This window comes from Nodularia spumigena CCY9414 (assembly GCF_000340565.2).
In the GTDB taxonomy this organism is placed as follows: domain Bacteria; phylum Cyanobacteriota; class Cyanobacteriia; order Cyanobacteriales; family Nostocaceae; genus Nodularia; species Nodularia spumigena.
Window position 1 is genome coordinate 4,002,284 of sequence record NZ_CP007203.1, and the last position, 21,247, is coordinate 4,023,530.

At 40.8% G+C, this 21,247-nt stretch carries 18 protein-coding genes, 1 tRNA gene and 1 pseudogene; 13 read left to right on the forward strand and 7 right to left on the reverse strand.

Going from position 1 to position 21,247, the window contains the following annotated elements; genetic code table 11:
• Nucleotides 1-150 precede the first annotated feature (150 nt).
• The 7 genes from alr to NSP_RS17490 all read left to right on the forward strand — a co-directional run bounded on the left by alr (nt 151) and on the right by NSP_RS17490 (nt 9,667).
• Nucleotides 151-1,338: an alanine racemase gene (gene alr / locus NSP_RS17460; protein ID WP_006194824.1), complete on the forward strand. Its 1,188-nt coding sequence runs from the start codon at nt 151-153 to the stop codon at nt 1,336-1,338.
• Between the two features lie 79 nt (nt 1,339-1,417).
• A tRNA-Leu gene (locus NSP_RS17465) sits at nt 1,418-1,499 on the forward strand.
• Nucleotides 1,500-2,048: 549 nt separating this feature from the next.
• Complete coding sequence (locus NSP_RS17470) at nt 2,049-3,110, forward strand: response regulator (protein WP_042201719.1); 1,062 nt, start codon at nt 2,049-2,051, stop codon at nt 3,108-3,110.
• Nucleotides 3,111-3,179: 69 nt separating this feature from the next.
• Nucleotides 3,180-3,557, forward strand: a complete 378-nt coding sequence (locus NSP_RS17475; RefSeq protein ID WP_006194827.1) for a response regulator — start codon at nt 3,180-3,182, stop codon at nt 3,555-3,557.
• A gap of 4 nt (nt 3,558-3,561) precedes the next feature.
• Nucleotides 3,562-4,059 carry a chemotaxis protein CheW gene (locus tag NSP_RS17480; protein WP_006194828.1) on the forward strand — a complete coding sequence of 166 codons (498 nt, stop codon included), beginning with the start codon at nt 3,562-3,564 and terminating at the stop codon, nt 4,057-4,059.
• Between the two features lie 281 nt (nt 4,060-4,340).
• Complete coding sequence (locus NSP_RS17485; protein ID WP_017804286.1) at nt 4,341-6,494, forward strand: methyl-accepting chemotaxis protein; 2,154 nt, start codon at nt 4,341-4,343, stop codon at nt 6,492-6,494.
• Between the two features lie 293 nt (nt 6,495-6,787).
• The gene (locus NSP_RS17490; RefSeq protein ID WP_006194830.1) at nt 6,788-9,667 is read left to right on the forward strand and encodes a hybrid sensor histidine kinase/response regulator; all 2,880 of its coding nucleotides are present in this window, start codon (nt 6,788-6,790) and stop codon (nt 9,665-9,667) included.
• A gap of 121 nt (nt 9,668-9,788) precedes the next feature.
• Here the strand turns inward: NSP_RS17490 and NSP_RS17495 are convergent, their stop codons facing one another.
• Complete coding sequence (locus tag NSP_RS17495; protein WP_006194831.1) at nt 9,789-10,073, reverse strand: DUF427 domain-containing protein; 285 nt, start codon at nt 10,071-10,073, stop codon at nt 9,789-9,791.
• Between the two features lie 138 nt (nt 10,074-10,211).
• Here NSP_RS17495 and NSP_RS17500 point away from each other — a divergent pair, with 138 nt between their 5' ends.
• The gene (locus NSP_RS17500; protein ID WP_006194832.1) at nt 10,212-10,481 is read left to right on the forward strand and encodes a hypothetical protein; all 270 of its coding nucleotides are present in this window, start codon (nt 10,212-10,214) and stop codon (nt 10,479-10,481) included.
• On the opposite strand, the pseudogene NSP_RS17505 reads toward NSP_RS17500, so the two are convergent.
• Nucleotides 10,467-11,242, reverse strand: a pseudogene (locus NSP_RS17505) (CobW C-terminal domain-containing protein). The gene NSP_RS17500 and the pseudogene NSP_RS17505 sit on opposite strands and share 15 nt — an antisense overlap.
• A 108-nt stretch (nt 11,243-11,350) precedes the next feature.
• On the opposite strand from NSP_RS17505, the gene NSP_RS17510 reads away from it, so the two are divergent.
• The 3 genes from NSP_RS17510 (at nt 11,351) to NSP_RS17520 (ending at nt 13,708) form a co-directional block, all read left to right on the forward strand.
• A complete protein-coding gene (locus NSP_RS17510; protein ID WP_006194835.1) occupies nt 11,351-11,890 on the forward strand; it encodes a Uma2 family endonuclease in 540 nt (179 codons plus the stop codon).
• A 163-nt stretch (nt 11,891-12,053) separates the two neighbouring features.
• Entirely contained in the window at nt 12,054-12,890 is an 837-nt protein-coding gene (dapB, locus tag NSP_RS17515; RefSeq protein ID WP_006194836.1) for a 4-hydroxy-tetrahydrodipicolinate reductase, read from the forward strand.
• Between the two features lie 128 nt (nt 12,891-13,018).
• Entirely contained in the window at nt 13,019-13,708 is a 690-nt protein-coding gene (locus NSP_RS17520; protein ID WP_006194837.1) for a hypothetical protein, read from the forward strand.
• 103 nt (nt 13,709-13,811) lie between these two features.
• On the opposite strand, the gene NSP_RS17525 is transcribed toward NSP_RS17520, so the two are convergent.
• The 5 genes from NSP_RS17525 to NSP_RS17545 form a co-directional block, all read right to left on the reverse strand.
• Nucleotides 13,812-14,438 carry a precorrin-8X methylmutase gene (locus NSP_RS17525; RefSeq protein ID WP_006194838.1) on the reverse strand — a complete coding sequence of 209 codons (627 nt, stop codon included), beginning with the start codon at nt 14,436-14,438 and terminating at the stop codon, nt 13,812-13,814.
• 92 nt (nt 14,439-14,530) lie between these two features.
• Entirely contained in the window at nt 14,531-15,340 is an 810-nt protein-coding gene (locus tag NSP_RS17530; RefSeq protein ID WP_006194839.1) for a TPM domain-containing protein, read from the reverse strand.
• Between the two features lie 217 nt (nt 15,341-15,557).
• Nucleotides 15,558-16,019 carry a hypothetical protein gene (locus NSP_RS17535; RefSeq protein ID WP_006194840.1) on the reverse strand — a complete coding sequence of 154 codons (462 nt, stop codon included), beginning with the start codon at nt 16,017-16,019 and terminating at the stop codon, nt 15,558-15,560.
• A 20-nt stretch (nt 16,020-16,039) separates the two neighbouring features.
• The gene (locus tag NSP_RS17540) at nt 16,040-16,381 is read right to left on the reverse strand and encodes a YtxH domain-containing protein (RefSeq protein ID WP_006194841.1); all 342 of its coding nucleotides are present in this window, start codon (nt 16,379-16,381) and stop codon (nt 16,040-16,042) included.
• 114 nt (nt 16,382-16,495) lie between these two features.
• Nucleotides 16,496-16,831, reverse strand: a complete 336-nt coding sequence (locus NSP_RS17545; RefSeq protein ID WP_006194842.1) for a hypothetical protein — start codon at nt 16,829-16,831, stop codon at nt 16,496-16,498.
• 318 nt (nt 16,832-17,149) lie between these two features.
• Between NSP_RS17545 and dpdE the strand changes: the two genes are divergently transcribed.
• Both dpdE and NSP_RS17560 read left to right on the forward strand, forming a co-directional pair.
• Entirely contained in the window at nt 17,150-20,452 is a 3,303-nt protein-coding gene (gene dpdE / locus NSP_RS17555; RefSeq protein ID WP_006194844.1) for a protein DpdE, read from the forward strand.
• A gap of 541 nt (nt 20,453-20,993) precedes the next feature.
• Complete coding sequence (locus NSP_RS17560; RefSeq protein WP_006194845.1) at nt 20,994-21,206, forward strand: hypothetical protein; 213 nt, start codon at nt 20,994-20,996, stop codon at nt 21,204-21,206.
• Nucleotides 21,207-21,247: the final 41 nt, after the last annotated feature.

Sequence of the window (21,247 nt, forward strand, 5' to 3'; positions counted from 1 at the left end):
AGCATAAGTTGACCTGAGCAGGATATTCTATAAACACCCGGATCTACGGTAAACTTTCCTGATTAAATTGATATAGCTTTGAGGTGGCAAACCACCAGAATAAATAAATAATCTGGAAATCTTGCAGTGGTGTGATAGGAGTGGAATGCAATGTTAAGTCGTAACCAGACACCGACTTTTGCTAATAATCAGGAGCGTGATACTTATGCTTGGTTCTCGCAACGGGCTTGGGTAGAAATTGATTTAGGGGCATTATCGCATAATGTTCAGCAATTAGTACAGTTTTTATCGCCAAATACCCAGTTAATGGCAGTGGTAAAAGCTGATGCTTATGGACATGGAGCCGTGACAGTGGCTCAAACAGCTGTAGAATCGGGAGCAGGTTGGCTGGGAGTGGCTACAGTTCCAGAGGGGATTCAATTACGCGAAGGTGGGATAAAAGCTCCCATTTTGATTTTAGGTGCAAGCTACACACCAGAGCAAATTCAAGCGATCGCTCACTGGAAACTCCAGCCAAGTTTGTGCAGTCCCAAACAAGCGTTCATTTTTTCCAATATTTTAGAAACTATCAATGATGGTTCTCCGCTACCCGTACACATTAAATTAGATACGGGAATGTCTCGGTTGGGAACGAACTGGAAAGAAGCTGTGGAGTTTGTGCAGTTAGTCCAGAATTTGCCTCATCTTGAAATTGCCAGCATTTATTCCCACTTGGCAACAGCAGATGACCTGGATACCACCTTCATGCAAGAACAGCATAGACGATTTGAGCAGGCGATCGCACAAATTAAAAGCACAGGCATCAATCCACCATGCTTGCATTTAGCCAACTCCGCCGCCAGTCTCACCAATCGCGCCTTACATTACGACATTGTACGCGCCGGTTTGGCTATTTACGGACTTTATCCAGCGACTCATTTACAACATACGATTCACCTCAAGCCTGTTTTGCAACTGAAGACGCGAGTTACTCAAGTCAAAACCATAGCCGCCGGTACTGGGGTGAGTTACGGTCAACAATTTATTGCACCCCAAGAAATGCGCTTGGCTGTGGTTGGTATCGGTTACGCTGATGGGGTTCCGCGTAATCTTTCCCAGAAAATGCAAGTTTTAATTCGTGGTCAGCGCGTGCCACAAGTTGGGACAATTACTATGGATCAGTTGATGCTGGATGTTAGTGCTATTCCAGATTTACAGGAAGGCGAAATAGTCACCTTACTGGGGGAACAAGGCAGAGAACAGATATCAGCTAACGATTGGGCAGAAAAATTAAATACAATTTCTTGGGAAATTCTCTGCGGGTTTAAGCATCGTTTGCCTCGTGTGGCGGTAATGTAGATGAATTGGGCATGGGAAAAATAATTTTTCCCTTTCCTCTTCCCATAGAATATTTTCTGTGTTACTATTAAAAACTGATGCGGATGTGGCGAAATTGGCAGACGCGCTAGATTTAGGTTCTAGTTCCGAAAGGAGTGAAGGTTCAAGTCCTTTCATCCGCACTTCTGAAACTCTGATTAACCTCCAGGAAAAAATGCCTGGGGGTTCAATTTTGCATATTAATTTAATAGTTTCTAGTGTATCGCACTTCTCTACAATGGGTTTTTGTTCTGCAAGGGGTGCGAGAAGTATAAAAAACACGTATAGATGCGATCGCAGTTTCAGAAAATTTTGGCAATATTTCAGACCATAATTTAATCATACTCCCAGAACTGGGCATCATCTAGATAATTGCATTCAAACCAAGCTGAGGTCACTTAATTTTGGATTTTGGATTTACGATTTTAGATTTCAGATTTTCATTTAATCCAAAATTTAAAATCTAAAATCTAAAATCGCTTCCGTCAGCTTTATAGTTAATTTATATAAATTTTATGTAATTTTAATGAATAAATCAGCTATGATTTGCCAAATCCATGCAATTGCCGTATAAATATTGACTAAAATCAGTCTAATTTTGTGAATTTAGCAGTATTATTTCCCTGAATTCAAATTTATTGGGAACTGTGGCACAGCTACTGTACAAATTTAGCTGAAAAAATCAAAGCAAAATGAGCATGACTCCTCCAAGTGGCTACTGGGTACCCCAGAAACTACATCCCTTATCTCTATTAGCACAACTAACTAACCGCAATGCTACTGGTAACTTACGCGTATTTACTCAAACGGCTTCTTGGTCAATTAATCTAGAGGATGGTAAACTGACTTACGCCTCTTATTCTGATCAACTGTTTGACCGTCTTGATTATCAGTTACAGCGCTTGAGTCCACAAATTCCCAGTATTAATAGCGCCACTCGCGGACAAATGCGGCTGATGTTTGAACCCAAAGATGAACATCAGTCTATGCCATACGCAGATTATAAAGCAATTTGCTGGTTGATAAAGCAGAAATATATCACCCCCACCCAAGCAGAAACCCTCATAGATGAATTAGCTAAAGAAGTCCTAGAAACATTTCTGGTTTTAACAGAAGGAAATTATGAATTTTCCCTTGATAGTTCCTGGGAGAAATTACCCAAGTTCTGTCATTTAGATTTGTGCTTACTCGTGGAATTTTGTCAACAGAAATTACGAAAACAGCCAAATATTCAGCCAAAAGTTAATTCTGGTGAGGGTTCCCCTGTTTTACCCCGGAAAAATTCGCCTCAAATTCAGTCCGAATTCCCACAACAATTTTCTCAACCAAACAACTTTGAAACTGCTCAAAACAATAATTCCCAAAATTATCAGTCCTTGGGGAAAAAAGGGTTATATACAATTGCCTGTATTGATGATAGTCAAACAGTGTTGAATTCGATCAAACTTTTTTTGGATAGCAATAAATTTTTAGTTGTCACAATTAACGACCCCGTAAAAGCGCTAATGCAAATTCTGCGGAGTAAACCAGACCTCATTTTATTAGATGTGGAAATGCCCAATTTAGACGGCTATGAATTGTGTTCTTTATTAAGGAGGCATTCAGCTTTAAAAAGTACCCCCATTATTATGGTGACAGGCAGAACAGGATTTATCGACAAGGCTAAAGCCAAAATTGTCAGGTCATCAGGATATTTGTCTAAGCCTTTTACACAAGCGGAATTACTGAAAATGGTGTTTAAATACCTTGATTAATTTATGCCATTCCAGGATAAAAAATCAGTTGGATTAATATAAAATCTATTTTTTGTGGAAAATTTGAGTATGAGTGTTACCTTAGTTGGCAAAATCTTGATTGTAGAAGATTCACCCAGTGAATTAGAACTAATGAGCTATTATCTCCAAGATACTGGTTGGAAAGTAATTAAGGCTGCTAGTGGAAAAGAGGCTTTAGAAAAAGTTTTATCAGAACAACCAGACGCAATTGTTACTGATGTAGTCATGCCGGAAATGAGCGGTTTTGAGTTATGTCGTTTACTGAAAAAAAATTCCACTACGCAAAAATTACCAATAGTTATTTGTAGTTCTAAAAATCAAGAAATTGACAGATTATGGGCAATGAAACAAGGTGCTGATGTCTATCTGACTAAGCCATACACAAGGGAACAGCTATTGACTGCTATTAAATCAGTGGTGCTTTAAAACCATGAATAATTCTAGAATTAGAGTTGAAGAACAACTAAGTGCAAATAATTTGGAAAATGGCTATCTCCAGTTTAAATTAAATCAACAGACTACTGCTATTCTATCCATGAATTACACGCAAGAAGCTGTAATTTTACCAGTTGAGTCTGTAACTTCGATGCCAAATATGCTGCCTTGTGTATTAGGATTAATGAATTGGCGCAGTCGCATAATTTGGGCAATTGATCTACCAAGAATGTTGAATTTAGAATTTTTAGATGGTAGATTAAGACAATATAATATCATCGTGATTCAGGTGGAATCGCTGCTTTTAGGCTTGGTTGTTCACGAAGTCAAAGGGATAACTAAATTTATATCTGATGATATCGAGTCTCCTGTGGGACAAGTAGCATCTAGTTTAGTACCTTATTTAAGCGGATGTGTGGTTCAAGAAGAGGAAATATTGCTGGTTTTAGATGCACAGTCTATTATTGATTCTCCTATTTTTCGCAGTGAGTAGGTGCTACTAGAAGTCAGATTTTTAGTTTGCTTATTTACCTATTGAATTGAATTACACTATGACAATGTTTGTAAAGTATCGATTATTACTAGCCCTACCGACTAGAAGTCGCGGCTACACAAAGAAAACCCACCTAGGTGGGTTGAAATTCCTTAGTTTCTCGTTAGTCCGCGCAGGCGAGACGACCTTTGTGTGGTAGCGAATTATATTAGCCCAAAACTTTTCAAACATCCTCTAAGACAGCTATTTCATCTCAAAAAGTTACTGATGGTCAGGTAGCATTGCTAAGTAAGTATAATAAAAACACAGCTAACAATTATCACCGGAATTATGTGGTGGGATATTTCCAAGGACTAAGTTTAATTAAGAAAACGGCAATTTTAGCGATCGCCATGACCACTTTACCAATATTTGGCATGGGTGCGATCGCTTATAGCTTGGCTCATAAATCTGTAACTAGACAAATGAACCAATCTCATGCAGCCACAGCTACCAGATTAGCAGAACAAATTAACCGCTTGATGTTGGGGCGATATGCAGATATTCAAATTATCGCTAAGTCACCATTTTTTACAAATAGCAGAGTTAATCGCAATACAACTAATTCCCAAAAGCAAGCATTTTTAGATAACTTTGTCAAGACTCACAAAGCTTATAGCAGCATCGCCATTTTTGAGCCTGCTGGTAACTTGATTGTCCAATCCACAGACGCAAATCTAGATAATGGCAAAAATGCTGAGGATTTTGAGGGTATTCTCGCAAAAGATGCGGCTGTAATTAGTCAGCCAGAAAAATCAGTAATTAATATTACAGCACCCATTAAAGATGCATTCACCGAAAAACCCATTGCTGTGGTTAGTGCCAGAATGTCTGTAAAATCTTTAGAAGAGGTGATGAAGAACTATACAGCTAATGGCACTGAATATTATTTGCTCGACAGTTCCGGGAAAGTTTTCCTCACGCCGCAAACAGAATTATTGGGCGCAGAATCACCCGGTTTAGCTAAATTAATCGCAACAAACCCAATCAACAATTTTACCACAATTCACACAATTAATCAACAGCCAAAACTGATTAGTTATGTGCCATCAGGTAAACTGGAGGGCTTACCTGATTTAAACTGGCAATTACTTTTAACTACAGATACAGCCATTGCATTTGCGCCTCAAAAACAATTGTGGCAAACAATAGCGATCGCTACAGTACTATTAGCATTAATTGCAGGTGCGATCGCCCTTTGGTTAGCCAAACTTACTACCCAACCAATTTTAAATGGGGCTGAGGCTTTATCAAGGCTGGCTCAAGGTGAATTTAATATCCGTTGGCATACCAGCAGAGAAGATGAGGTAAAAGTAATCAGTGACAAGTTTAATCAAATAGCCCTGCAATTACAAGTTTTAAAACAACAAACAGTCAGGAATACAGGGGAAACAGTTTCTGAGCAAACACTACAAATACAACTTTTAGAACTACTCAATCAAGTAGAAGGTGCTGCTAGAGGTGATTTGACAGTACGTGCAGAAGTGACAGATGGCGAAATTGGCACTGTGTCCGACTTTTTTAACTCCATTGTGGAAAACCTCCGAGATATTGTCACCCAAGTGAAACAAACCGCCACCCAAGTAAATAGCGCCATTGGGGCTGAGGAAGCAGCTATCCGCCAACTAGCAGAGGATGCAATTACCCAAGCTGCGGAAATCAACCGCACCCTAGACGCTGTTGATAAAATGACTGATTTCATGGAAAATGTCGCCGAAAACGCCCAAAAAGCGGCAATTATTGCCAATAGTGCAGCCCACACTGCTACTAAAAGTGGACAAGCAATGGATTTGACAGTACAGAATATTCTGGGTTTACGGGAAACCGTGGATGACACTGCGAAGAAAGTTAAACGCCTGGGAGAATCTTCTCAACAAATTTCGCGTGTGGTGTCCTTAATTAACCAAATCGCCACCCACACCAACTTACTCGCCATCAACGCCGGTATTCAAGCCGCCCGCGCCGGGGAAGAAGGAGAAGGCTTTGCTGTAGTTGCGGAAGAAGTGGCGGAGTTAGCCGTGCGTAGTGCTTCAGCTACCCAAGAAATTGAGCAAATTGTCCAGAATATTCAAAGAGAAACCAGCGAACTGGCGCAAGCTATGGAAATAGGGACTTCTCAAGTTGTGGAAGGTACTCAGGTGGTTGAGGAGGCGAAGCAAAGCCTGAGACAAATTTTGGATGTATCCCAACAAATAAATTTTTTGCTACAGTCAATTTCTACTGCAACTGCATCTCAGTTACAAACATCCCAAGCTGTTAATGAATTGATGCAAGATATTGCTGCTATTTCACAACGTACCAGCGATTCTTCATGTGTAGTTTCTGAATCTCTGCATCAAACTGTGGAGATTTCCCAGCAGTTACAAGAAACTGTGGAAACTTTCAAAGTTAGTTAAGCCAGTTATTCGCCATTTATTAGTTATTAAGGAGTAATTAGGGAGTTCCAATTAATCACTTTAGATAAGAAAAATCAGGAAGAAAAGAAGAAACAAGTTGTAACTAATTAGGACTTACGCAAGAACTCTCTAAAACCTTCTTAACTTCGTGTTCTTCTCCCTTGGCGCTAGCCTCTCCCTTTGGGAGAAGGGGAGACGCTTCGCGGTAAGCGAAGCTATGCCGAAGGCTTTACGTGGTTCGTTTTTCCATAATTTTGCATAAATCCTGCTAATAACTAATAAATAATCAAACTATGTCTAAAGATAAAGAACTGGAAATCCAGATGCAATTTCTGGAGGAAGCGAGAGATTACCTGAATACCCTAGAAGCGGTGTTGCTGGAAATTGACAATACGAACCGAATCGATTTAGATAGAATTAACGCTGCACTTCGCGCCGCGCATTCGATCAAAGGTGGCGCTGGAATGATGGGATTTCGGACACTCAGTGATTTAGCGCACCGTCTGGAAGATTCTTTTAAAGTCTTAAAAACCCGAAAAAATTCTCGCGAGCTTGATACGCATTTACCAAGTTTACTACTTTCTGGAGTTGACTGGCTGCGGCAGATACTAGAATCCTTATCACAAGGACATGAAATTGAAGAGCAGTATTTAAGTAGCTTTTGTTATCCAGTATTTGACGAACTGCGCGATCGCCTGGGTGAACCTACCCCTGAAGATGCTTTCACGATGTTATCCCCAGAAGATGGACAAGATATTGTCCCGATGCTGTTTGAAACCGAAGTGGAAGGATGTTTGCAGCGTCTAGAGTCGATATTAGCCGATAGCGCTCACCCTGGCTTACAAGAAGAAGTCGTGATTATGGCGGCTGAATTGGGCGGTTTGGGGGAAATGTTGCAATTAACTGCCTTTACGAGTCTTTGTGAATCTATAGAACATCATATAGGTAATGCTAACAGCGATCGCCTTCGGGAAATTGCTCAATTAGCATTGCAAACATGGCGGCGATCGCAAGCTTTGATATTAACAAATCAACGAGATAGTTTACCCACACAACTTGATTTAGATACACCATTTAATTATATCACAAGTCCACCACAGACAACAACATCTGCAAGAGCCGAATTTCTGGAAGATACAGAACCTACAGATGATTTCACATCTGTGGACATTCCCGCAGAAAATCCCGTAATTTCTCCAGAAAATTCCCCCACAGATGAGCAAATTAATCTTGGTAAAGATTGGGAAAACTCAGAAAATACTGTGCGAGTTCCTAGTAAAAAATTGGAGGAAATTAATGATCTATTTGGGGAATTGACCGTCCAACGCAATGGGTTAAATTCTCAAATAGAAAAATTACGAAACCTCGTGCGTAACCTCAATCAGCGAGTGCAAACACTCGACCGAGAAAACTATGAATTACGTACAGCATACGCTAAAATTACCAAGACAGCTGGCGGGAAGTTTCTAGAATCAAACAATGTCGAAAATCTACCAGAATCTGATACATTAGAAGGGGATGGACATCAGAAATTAAACGTGCGATCGCAGGAAGTGATGGAAACCATCGTCCAAGTGCAAGAAATTACAAGCGATATTCAATTAAGCATTGAAGATACAGACCAAATAACTCGTAAACTGAATAAAACATCCAAACAATTACAAACCAAACTTACACATATTCGGTTGCGTCCATTCTCCGATTTAATCGAGCGTTTTCCTAGAGCCTTGCGTGACCTAAATATCGAGTATGGTAAAAACGTTCATTTACAAGTTGAAGGTAAAAAGATATTAATTGAACGCAGCATTTTAGAAGCTTTAAATGAGCCGATAATGCACTTATTAAGAAATGCCTTTGATCATGGTATCGAAGACCCTGTGACGCGCCGCCAATTGGGTAAACCAGAACAAGGATTAATTGAAATTACAGCTACCCACAGCAGTAATCGGACAATCATTACTATGCGTGATGATGGTCGAGGAATTTCATTAGAAAAAATTCGCTCCCGTGCTGTAACTATGGGTTTAGATGCTGCTTTAGTCGCAAATGCTAGCGAAGAAGAACTATTATCACTAATTTTTGAACCAGGATTTACAACTTCCGACCAAGTAACCGCTTTATCAGGTCGTGGTGTCGGAATGGATGTAGTGCGTAATAACCTGAAATCAGTTCGCGGAGATATTACAGTCAACACCGAATTAGGAGTTGGTACTACCTTTACTTTGTCAGTACCATTTACACTTTCCGTAGCGCGAGTTCTGCTAGTAGAAAGCAATAAAATGTTATTAGCATTTCCCACAGAAGTCGTTTCCGAAATATTTTTACTACCAAACGAACAAGTATTTTCAGTAGCAGATAATGAAGTAATTAATTGGCAAGATGCGACAATACCACTAATTCGCCTTGGTCGCTACTTCCAGTTTAATTGTCCCCGCTACGATAACCCAGAACTAGAAACTCGCCCCGCCATAGATGCTAGCAGCGTCTTAATAGTTAAAGGGAATAATCAGACAGTCGCCATTCAAGTAGACCGTTGCTGGGGTGAACAAGAAGTAGCCATCCGCCAAGTCGAGAGTAATATACCTTTACCCGCAGGTTTTAATAACTGCACAATTCTCGGTGATGGTCGAGTATTAGCATTAGTTAACACCAACGATTTACTCTATTGGATTGCTACCAATCAGCGTCCGCCTCAACACAATCAATTACCATCAGTCAGGTTAAAAACCCCCTTTATTGACTTTAAAAACAACAAACTACCAGCGCCACCCACTAATCACAAAAACACAATTTTAATCATTGATGACTCCATTAATGTCCGCCGCTTCTTAGCTCTAACTCTTGAAAAAGGAGGATATCAAGTAGAACAAGCTAAAGACGGTCAAGATGCCTTAGAAAAACTAGAAAGTGGTTTAAAAGTTGCGGCCATAATTTGTGATATTGAAATGCCTCGCCTGGATGGTTACGGCTTCTTAGGTCGCATTAACTCTAATATTGAAATGAAACATATCCCAGTTACTATGCTGACATCTCGTAGTAGTAACAAACATCGCCAATTAGCCATGCAATTAGGAGCGCAGGCGTATTTTTCTAAACCTTACAACGAGCAAGAATTATTACAAACCATCGCAGAACTTATTGATAATGTTCCCAACACAGCAACATCTAATTAAGCAAAAAGCTGTGGGTAATTAGCGTAAACAAGGGCGGGCATCTTTGCCCACCCCACAACAGTTATAAGATTAAAATGTGTACTTTATTCAGTGGGAAAGTGCTGTATAAATTAACTAAAAACTAAGCCTCGACTTTTACACCTTTCCAGAAAGCAACATAACCTTCAAAATTTTTAGCCCTCTCCTTGGTACTGGGATAGTACCACGCTGCATCTTTGTTGGTTTGTCCATCAACTTCGATAGTGTAATAGCTAGCAACACCTTTCCAAGGACAAGTAGTGTGGGTGTTACTTTCTTGGAAGTATTCCTTTTTAATAGCGTCGGCTGGAAAATAATGGTTATTTTCTACAACAATGGTGTTATCACTTTCGGCTAACACAGTACCATTCCAAATAGCTTTCGGCATAAGTGACTTTGCAAATAAAGTTTACATCTAATATTTTGACACTCCACAGGCTGAAGCCACGGTATTTCTCAAAAATTCAACCTGACGGCTTAAGTAGCGGTAGGTAAACTGTATTAGTTGTTATACATTCTTAATGTCATGAAAACATTAATTTTCTGCACTCTTTTATTGGGACTGGGTAATTGCTTTCCAGCCAATAGCACCAATAATGACAATAATCAAGTCATTTCCAGCAATCCTACTAGCGAAAAGCCAGAATTTAGGGCTTTCGGTACTGAACCATTTTGGCGCGTCGATGTTACCAAAAATGAAATTGTCTATTCTTCATTAGGAACCGACGAAAAGCTGACTTTCCCATACGTCTCACCATTATCGGCTGATGGACGCACCCCCTCAACAGTCTGTTAGGATCTGTTTTACTTGTTCTTGGTATTGTGCGATCGCACTATCTGACAAATAGCAATCTTGTAATGTTTTTCTAATGGCCGACTCATCTAAGTTTTCTCCCCAGACTTCTAAACCACTCAAACGCTGCGGTCTTGCTTCTAAGTGACGTGGTAAGTCTAATTCCAAAAAATCTGTTGTCGGTACACCCGCGACAAAATCGGCGTATAATGCCCTACCATCAGCAACATCAAAAATTGCCTTTGCACGGCTGACTTGACCATAAGCACCGTGAGATAGTTCATACCAAAACTCATTTAAACTGTCTTCGTCGATAACTTGACCATTGGTAGGCGATCGCCAAATCTGATTTTGAGTAATACTAGTCTCAATATCCAGCCCTTTGACAATTTTCTCAGCCCAGGCGTGATATTCCGAATCTTTCAGTTGTGACGGTAAAACTGCAACAGACTGATATGGGACATTTCCGACTATTTGCTCAATTGTTCTTAGTTCTAAGTAAAATCCTAGTTCTATATAAATATTCTCCGCCCCTGCTAGCTGGTTGAGAAATTCTACTTCTTGGCTTCTTGGCCATCACTAAAAACTTTCACCTCTGGAAACTCTGAACTCAGGCGTATCTGGTCAATGGGGACATTACCAGTTCCAGGACTAAAATAAATTACATTTTCCGCAGAAGCAGCATTACGTAGGTGTTGGCAAATCCAGGTGGTTTTACCACAGCCAGCAGGGCCAGCAACAACAGTAATCATCGGTATACTCATAATTAAATGATAATCATTTTCATAGCACTTGTAACGATGAATCATTCTAAAATCTAAAATTGAGCCACCAGAAATGCCAAGATAGATTTAGGTATTTCAGGAGGTCTTATGTCTCTCACTGTCCAAGACTTAGAGAAAATCCAAGCAACTCATCCTGACTATCGCATGGAATTGGTAGACGGGAACGTAGTTGTTATGAGTCCATCAGGTTACGAATCCGAAGAAGTAGGAACTGAGTTTGCAGCGCTGCTGAGGAATTGGGTAAGACCGCGCCAGTTAGGACGTGTAGCTGGTTCCAGTGCTGGCTTTAGATTACCTAACAAAGATTTACGCGCTCCCGATGTATCATTTATCCGAGCAGATAGGCTCAAACGTTCTACAGAAGATTATGCCGAACTGCTGCCTGATTTAGTCGTTGAGGTGAAATCTAAGACCGATTCCTTAGATAAACTGCGGGAAAAAATTCAAGAATTTATCAGCCTGGGGACTCAAATCGGCATTTTGATTGACCCTAGAACCAGAACTATGGAAGTTTACCTACTTAGTGAGAAAATAGTATTACAAAATAATGATGTGCTGACCCTACCCGACTTACTTCCCGGTTGGGAAGTGAACATTGCCGAAATTTGGTCGCCAGTGTTCGAGTAAAGGAATTCCAAATAAAAGAACACTCAACCACTTAACACAAAAAACCTCTCAAACCCTCTTAACTCCGTGTCCTCTGTGCCTCTGTGGTTCGTTTCTTCCTTCAATTTATTTCTAGGAAATCCCGAACCCGCAGCCGAAATTACAAATTAAAAATTACCAAACCATGACAAATCAAGCTCTTATCCCAGTTATTGTAAACGGTGCAGCCGGCAAAATGGGTCGCGAAGTAATTAAAGCCGTAGCCCAAGCACCAGATTTAAACTTAGTAGCTGCAATTGACACCAGTCCAGAAAATCAAGACCAAGATGCTGGAGAATTGGCAGGTTTAAGCGAACCCTTAGAAGTGCCAATTACCAACCAATTTGAAGCCATGCTGGGTTATGTAGCTGGCGATAGAAACTCTCCTCCAGGGGTAATGGTAGACTTTACCCACCCTGATGGAGTTTATGATAACGTGCGGAGTGCGATCGCCTATGGGATTCGTCCAGTCGTTGGAACTACAGGCTTAAGTCCAGAACAACTGCAAGACTTAGCCGACTTTGCCGAAAAAGCGAGTACAGGTTGTTTAATTATTCCCAACTTTTCCATTGGAATGGTACTTTTACAGCAAGCCGCAGTCACAGCTTCCCAATATTTCCACCATGTAGAAATTATTGAACTCCACCACAACCAAAAAGCCGATGCGCCCAGTGGGACGGCGATTCAAACCGCACAATTACTAGGAGAACTTGGTAAACCTTTTAACACAGCTATTGTCGAAGAGACAGAAAAAATCCCAGGAGCCAGGGGTAGTTTAGCAGAAGAAGGCATTAGAATTCATAGTGTGCGCCTGCCGGGACTGATAGCCCATCAAGAAGTTATTTTTGGCGCACCAGGTCAAATTTATACATTAAGACATGATACAAGCGATCGCTCCTGTTATATGCCAGGAGTCCTGCTAGCAATTCGCAAAGTCTCGCAGCTAAAGTCCTTAGTGTATGGATTAGAAAAAATACTTTAACTGGCAAACTCAGCAATTATAGCAACCGCCAAGGAGGTTAAGACATAAACGGATAATTAAACTTAGACACCAAAAGGGTTTTAACCCACTCCCCACTCCCCACTCCCTACTCCCTACTCCCCAGCTATATGTTAGTTCCACTGACTCGAAAAAAATTTGAACAACTCATCCCCTTCATTGCCACTGGCGCGCAATATAAATACTACGCAGGGAAATTTTCAAATTTTTTGCAGCGACTGTTAATTTCTGTCATCGCCATAGCAATAATTTTGCTGGCGGAAGTCCTGTTGAGACTAGAATTCGGCCCCATTACATTTTTAATTGGAGTCATGGGTGCTTTCTTTTGGCTGTGGTATCCCGTGTTTCAAGCAAGTCTACGGAATGTAAAATGCCGCCGTTATAAATACAGTGGCTTTTTTCGGGGTCGAGTTTTAGATTGGTGGATTACAGACAAATTAATGGGAAAACAAGAAACAGTTAACAACAAAGGTGAGTTGGTAATTGTTGAAAACAGAGAAAAACGAATCAACCTAGAAGTTGGAGATAATACAGGATTTACCGTAGAATTACAAGCACCACTACGTAACTCTCATAAAGTCATAGTTCGGGGTCAAGTTGCCGAAATGATAGTCATGTCCAACCGTTCTGACTTAAGCAGCATTGAAGAATTCAGTGACGTATACATTCCCAGCCAGGACTTGTGGGTAAACGACTATCCTTATCTGAGAAGAGACTTCTTTAATGAAGTCAGTCGCCGTTTGCGTAAAAAACAACCAGAAAAACCACCCCGCCGTCGCCAGAGAATGGAAGAAGCATAACAGTTATCAGTTATCAGTTATCAGTTATCAGTCAAGAGACATAATTGGATCGAATTTCCTGACTAAATCGGCGTGATAACTGTTCACTGTTCACTGTTCACTGTTAACTGTTAACTCTCTCCTGTCCATAAGCTTGCCAAGCCAAATCCACAAGTCCATCAACAATCGCAGATGCTACCACTGCATTACCTTTGCGACTGTCAATGATAATGTGAGGAACTTGAGAATCTTGCAAACCTTCCTTAGCCTTATCCGCATTCACAAATCCCACTGGAGTAGCAATTATCAAAGCCGGCTGAATTTCTTCAGATGCAATTAACTCCACCAAAGCAGTCAGGGCTGTTTGCGCTTGACCCACCACAAAAATCCCCTCTGGGTAACGCTTGGCTAAAGTTTCAATTCCCCAAGCTGCACGAGATTTTTCTTTTTGGGGGCGTGTTACAGTTTCTAGACTGCAATAGACTGGATTAGCAAAAGTATTCTGAATATCCTGGGCAATACCTACCTGTACCATCGGCACATCTACCACAATTGTAGTACGTGCCGCTAAAGCTGCTGCACCAGCTTGTAAAGCACGCTCAGAAAAGCGAATCAGAGATTTATATTCAAAATCAGCCGTGGCATATATTACCCGCCGGACAATCTCATATTCTGCCGGTGAAAAAATATGATCACCTATTTCACTATCAATGATTGCCAAACTTTGAGCATCAGTTACGTGCCATTCCATTGCTATTCAGCTCTGAGATACCAGCTTTTAGCTTATCAGCTTCAGGAACGCTCAGTGCTGAGTATTTTGATTTTCACTCAGCACGGATAAATTCAGGACTCGGCATTAGAAGAAGGACGAGTCAAAAGAGGAGACAGATAGGCAACTAAAGCTCCAATGAGAAAACCAGAGATGTTACGAACTAGCGGCAACCAATCGTTGGTACGCGTCACTACTGGTCCAATACCAAAGGCAATAAACAAAATTCCCCACAAAGGCGAAAAAATTAACGCCCATTGCCAAGAAAAACCTTGTCCTTCTTTTTGGGGGTGAGCTGCAAATCCACAAATTATTCCCCCCACAACTGAGGTAATCAGTGTGAGTATCCATTGTTCTTTCGGTAGTCCAGGAACCACCGAGCAACCACCTTGAAGTAAACAGCCTTTAACTGAACTTAAAGCTTGCAGAATTGCTTGGTCTTCGCCTTCGTCTCGGACAAAATACAAATTTCCGAAACGGGTTTGTAATTCTATCCAAAAAGTCCGGGGTAGAAATTCATAAACGGCATCCCCCACACTAAAGCTGAGAATGTTACCACCACGAGAATCAGCAACTAACAAAATACTTTTATCATCTAAACCCCAATAATTAATCACTGCCCGACCTGGGGTGCGGTCAAACTGGGTTAATACTCGCAGTTTCCAGCCAGTTTCACCTTCAAATTGCTCTAAATCTGTTACCAGATCTGCTTCTTGAATATCTGTGAGAGTTTTAGCTAAATCTATAACTGGAGTTTGAAAGTTGGGTAATAAGTCAGGATTATCATAAGCCAATGCCGGGGGTGAGTGCATTACCCACATTGCCCCAGCCAAGAAAAATACAGCAATAGATACCAGAGTGCGTCGCCAAAAACAAGACTGCATGGACGTTGTTATATAAATATAGACGGTAGAAGTGAACAAGTTGTTTTAAAAGAGTATGGGAAAAGTGAGACTTCTTTACACTTCTTTACTTTACTCTAATCTAAGGTATTTAAGCAAAGCTTAGTCATTGGTCAATCAATTTTAGATTTTAGATTTTAGATTTTGGATTAGACTGCAATCTAAAATCCCAAATCCAAAATCTAAAATTCTTTACTCCCTACTCCCTGCTCCCTACTCCCTTCTTAATTTCTCGTTCTCGCAACGTTAAGGGTGGTTTTTCATTAATTGGTAGGCGTTCAACTCGCCTCGCGGGTTTTGGGCGTGTAAAGGACTTCCAAGCAGTTTTCACACCTACAACTAGGCTGCGAGTGCTAATTTGCACATTTTTAGCTTGTTTTCTCGCACTATCTAGGGTTTGGTCAACTTGCTTAACGACGTTACCCGCGCTTTGTACACCTTCACTGACATCATCGGTTAAATCTGTGATTTCCATCCCAGTTTTGCGGATGGAAATTAAAGTAGGTGGTAACTCCCGTGAGAGAGTGTCAAATAGCTTTTCTGCACTGCGAGCAGCACGAGCTAACTCCTGCAAAGCGGGTATAGCTGCTACCAATACAGCAGTCAGACTGGCGGCGACTAATAATAAAGACAGTCCCAACCAAAACAGGGGATCAATCACGGTTATGGCATCTATGAGCGTTACAATTGCTGGGAAACAGAATCGGAGTCTTTTTGAGCTTGTTGCTGCTTCAAGTTTTGGCTTTCGCGTTGACTAGCATCGACACCAGCAGCGATCGCATCTTGCAGTTTCTCTAAGGTATCATCCCAATTTCTCACAGCGCTGGCAGAAAGTCTATCTGCCTGAATTTGTACACTGGTTGATAAATCTTCTGCTAAATCTGGGATAGCATTAGCAGACTTTTGTAAAATTTTTCGCGTTTCGCGCCCTGTGCGCGGTGCTACGAGCAAACCAGTTAAAGCACCAATCGTAGCTCCCAGCATGAAACCGCCAAAAAATACTCCAGAACGATTATTAGACATATTAATTGTTTCTCTCCTTACACCTATTTTAGGCGTGATATTTCCCCTAGCAAGATTGAAATAATTCTATCTATTTAATTTATTTTGACAATATATCAGCCAAAAATGTTGCTTTTATTTAGCTGCCGTCTTTTTTCTTGATTTCAAACCTTTCCAGTCGAAAGAGCCTCCCCAGAATCGCTTTCCTAACAATAACAGGCTGATAATTTGACGTACTTGTTGGATTTGTACCTGTAGCTTTTCGTTTCCCTGGCGCAGGCTATGAATTTTTTGCTGGCTAATCTCAATATTTTCAGGTGCTTTATACAAAACCGCATGAGTATGACGTTCATAGGCGTTTAGTTTATCAGCTATGCACCCTATCCACTGCTTTAGTTTCCACACTCGCCAAGCTATGTAGAATAATATCAGTGAAATGAGAGTGTTAATTACGACAACTGTCGTTACCATTATTTATCTTTACCAAGATTATTTTTAGGAAACTATTTTGTATCGCTTTAATTTCGTTCTGACTTAATCATAGCGATAGAACCTCACAGTTAATCTGATTGCACATCTTCAAACCCCCCCCGCCTCTTCTCCCCTGCCCCCTTACCTCTTCTCCCCTGCCCCTCTGCCTCTTCCCCCCTGCACCCTGCCCCCTGCCCCCCTGCCTCTTCTCCCCTGCCTCTTCTCCAAGTTGCCAGAACCGGGTTATCACGCTAGTGTGGAGAGCTGCTATTGCCTTGGCGTAGTAATTTCTCTTAGGATCTTCAGATAACTGGAACTATGATTGAGCTTGGTTCACTGGTGCAGTCCCAGAAAAACTATTTGGGAATAGGAAAAGTTACTGAAATATCTCAACCTGATGTGATAGTTGAGTATTTCTGCTCAGGAGGGCAACGCCTCCACAAAACTTTACCTTTCGATTCCCTCTCTCAAGTTAAACTTCAACCTCAAACCCGATGCTACATTAGCTCTCCCACCCAAGATACATGGTTAATTGGCCGAATTTGTACCTGGGATGAAGATGCAGAAATGTATCAAATTGATTTACCAGATAAGAAGACGACAATTGCCACGGAACAAGAAATTTATGTCCGTTGTAATATACCCATCACAGACCCCATTGAAACTCTGGCTATGAAGGGTCACGAAACACCCTACTTTCATGACAAAAGATTAACTTTTGTTAAATCTTTGATTAAACAACGCGCTATGAGTCGCGGCATGAGAGGGTTGATTTCGGCGAACATTGAACTTTATCCTCACCAAGTGGAAGTCGTTCGGCGGGTACTGGAAGACCCAATTCAGCGCTATTTATTAGCAGATGAGGTGGGACTCGGAAAAACCATCGAAGCGGGTGCGATTCTCCGTCAGTTCCTAATTGATGAACCAAAAAAAGGTGCGGTGGTATTGGTTCCGCAATATTTACTCCCACAATGGCGGGCTGAGTTAGAAAATAAATTTTACATCTCCCATTTTGGTAAACGGGTGGTGGTGCTGGCGCTGGAAGATGTCCACAGAATCAACCAGAAAGCGAGTATTGGCTGCTTAATTTTAGATGAAGCCCACCATATTGCAGCGATGGCGACTTCTAGGGATGCAGCCGTGCGTCAGCGTTTTGAGTCTTGTAAAAATTTGGCTCATAAAAGCGATCGCTTACTTTTATTATCTGCTACTCCTGTCCTCAACCACGAGCAAGATTTTCTGGCAATGTTGCATCTGCTCGATCCTGTAACTTATAAATTACATGATTTAGCAGGTTTTCGCGCCAGGGTGCAAAATTGTCAGGAAATCGGCAGATTTCTCCTTTCTTTTCAAGAAGGTGCAAATGACACTGTTCTCAAAACTCACCTCAAGGAACTGCGAAAACTGTTTGCAGAGGATGAGTATTTGCTCATTCAGGCGGACAATTTAGAAAAGTCTTTAAAAGCCAAATCCACTGAGCAAAATCAAATTATCTCAGCAATTCGCAGCCACATTAGCGAAACCTATCGGCTACATCGGCGAATGCTGCGTAACCGTCGCGCTGCGGTGGAAGATGTCATATTTGACCGGGATGTGACACCAAAAGAAGAATATGATTTAGATGAGCGATCGCTTGATCTTCATGAACTCATGGAAAAATGGCGTACCACCGCCCCGAAAGAACAGCCCTATCAGCAAATTTTTCTGCTGTTATTCCTCGCTTCTGGTACTTGGTTAGGCATTTTAGAACAGGTAATTAACGCCCGTTTAACTGGTAAAACCCCATCTCAACTTATCCCAGAGTTCAAAGAAAATGAACTTCGCATCTTAACTACAACCCCTAAATTCCCAGGGGAAGAAGAGATTTTGCAATCGGCTTTAAAGATTCTGCGTCAACCTGTAGATGAGGGCGAACGCACAGAAAATTTGACTACAGTGCTGCTAAATCAGCTAGCTACATACTTCAAAATTTCCGCAAGTGTTCGCAGAAATAAGCCAGAATTAATCACTAGAATACAGCATAGAATTCGCAGACCCATTCCTGGGGATGTTCTGCCGAAAATTGTCGTATTTACAAGTTTTGTCCAATCTGGTAAACAAATTGTCCAACGTTTAGCTAATACCTTCGGTGCAGAGACAATTGCTAGCCATCAATTGGGCGAACCACGAGAAAAAGTTGCAGAAAACTTAACGAGATTTCAGAATAATCCTGACTGCTTTATTTTAGTATGCGATCGCTCTGGAGAAGAAGGACTTAACCTGCAATTTGCCGACTGCTTCATTCACTTTGACCTACCTTGGTCTCCCAATAAATTAGAGCAAAGAATTGGCAGATTTGACCGCATTGGTAGTAAAATCGGAGTCCAATCTTATGCCTTGCTTGGTCCCTTCTTAGAAGACAGTCCCCAAAATGCTTGGTATCAAGTTCTCAAAAATGGGTTTGACATCTTTGAAAGATCAATCGCCAGTCTACAATTTTATGTAGACGAAAAACTGCAAGAATTAGAAACAGCTTTGTTTCAATCAGGTGCTGCGGGATTATTGTCTATGATTTCGCCAATTCAGCAACAAATCACCGCCGAAACCTTGAAAATTAGCGAGCAAACTGCACTCGATGAAATTGATATTCTCGACGAAGAGACCAGCCAGTATTTTCAAGACCTCGATGATTATGATGCAAGTCATGTAGAAATTAAACAAGCAGTTGAAGGCTGGATGTGTGATGCACTGGGATTTAAATCAGTTAATAATCCCAACTCAGCAGAAATTAAGCGTTATCAACCCACAACGCGCACTTTGGTTTCTCTAGACGAGTTAAAAACTCACTTTGCTAATAATAATACAGACCAATTTGGTACTTACAATCGCCGGATAGCAAACCAAAATTCTGGTACTAAACTTTTCCGCATTGGTGAAGGATTAATAGAAGCACTTGTTAGCCATATAAATTGGGATGATAGAGGTAAAGCTTTTGCTGTCTGGCGCACAGATGAAACTTGGGATGCGAAGGAAGGTAAGGAATGGTTTGGTTTCCGATTCAATTTTGTAGTGGAAACACATTTAGAAGCCGTCAAGCAAGTTTTAACAACTCACAAACTCGATAATTCTCAACTCAAAACCTTGAAGCGGCGAGTTGATGCTTTATTTCCCCCGATGTTAGAAACTATCTTTGTTGATGGTCGCTCTACTCCCATGAGTTTGGTTGAAGATAAATCGCTCTTGAATATTCTCCAACGACCTTATAAAGATAGAAACAGTGATAGAGCCAGAGATTTTAATCTAGCCAAAGAGCGCTTAGGAATTATTGATGCTTTTGTTGATGCTAGCGAGTGGAAGAATTTCTGCCTTCAAGCCCGTAGTACTTCTGGAGAATTGCTCTTAAACCATCCTAAATTTATCGAACTGCACGAACAATATGCTAAAGTTGCCGAGCAGAAATTGAACAAAAAAGTAGAGCAATTAAAGCTGCGTTTAAAACGGCAAAAAGAAGATTCTGTACTTACTGAAGAATTGCAAATAGAAAGTGCATTGAGTACAGCAATTTTAGACGGAATTCGCCAGCCTCAGATTCGACTTGATTCAGTCGGTTTCATAGTCATATCGGGACATAATCCTCTGTAAACCTTCCCATAATCCTACTAACAAAAACTGCAACTCATTTCCCCGACTTCTTCAAGAAGTCGGGGATATTTTTTTCCTTCGTCACTTATTTAAAATTCAATATAGTTAACTAAAAAAACCACCATCTCTATCTTCTCTCTCTGTGTCCTCTGTGCCTCTGCGGTTCGTAAAAAAAAGAGTGATAGCCTGAACTAAACCGTATTAGTTAAAGACTTCTCTAATAAATCGAAGTACATATTTCGCAAATATCTAATAGTTGAGTAAAATGCGACAAATTAAGAGATTATTATAAATAATTCTTTATTAACTAGAAACCGGATTAAAACAACTATCAATCACAGTTACCATACTCAAGAAAGTTTTTAAGTAACTTTTTGTTAATTTATGAATGTAGTGAAGCAATACTTAATCTTCATAAACTTATAAATCCCTTTATTAAGTTTTTAATAATAGTTGTCTCAGGTTGTATATGCAGACGGAATCTGTCGCCTAAATTGTGTAATCTAAAAACAACTAAGCTAATGATAAACTTGAGGTCTTAATGACTCCTAAAATTCTGCGCCAGCTTTGGTCTGTAGTTGAAAATTCTCAAACCAAGATTCTATTGCAGATGGACGATGCTAGCTTGGTACAATGGCTGGTAAAACAGACCACAAAGCAAGCATTGTTAGATCCCAACGAAACTGATTACCTGAGTGATTACGTTCAATCCCGGCTCACCCTCATCCGTGATCTGGCTTATGAACGCCAGTAATAAAGCCCACAGACATATAGTGAAAACTATTGGCTATGGGC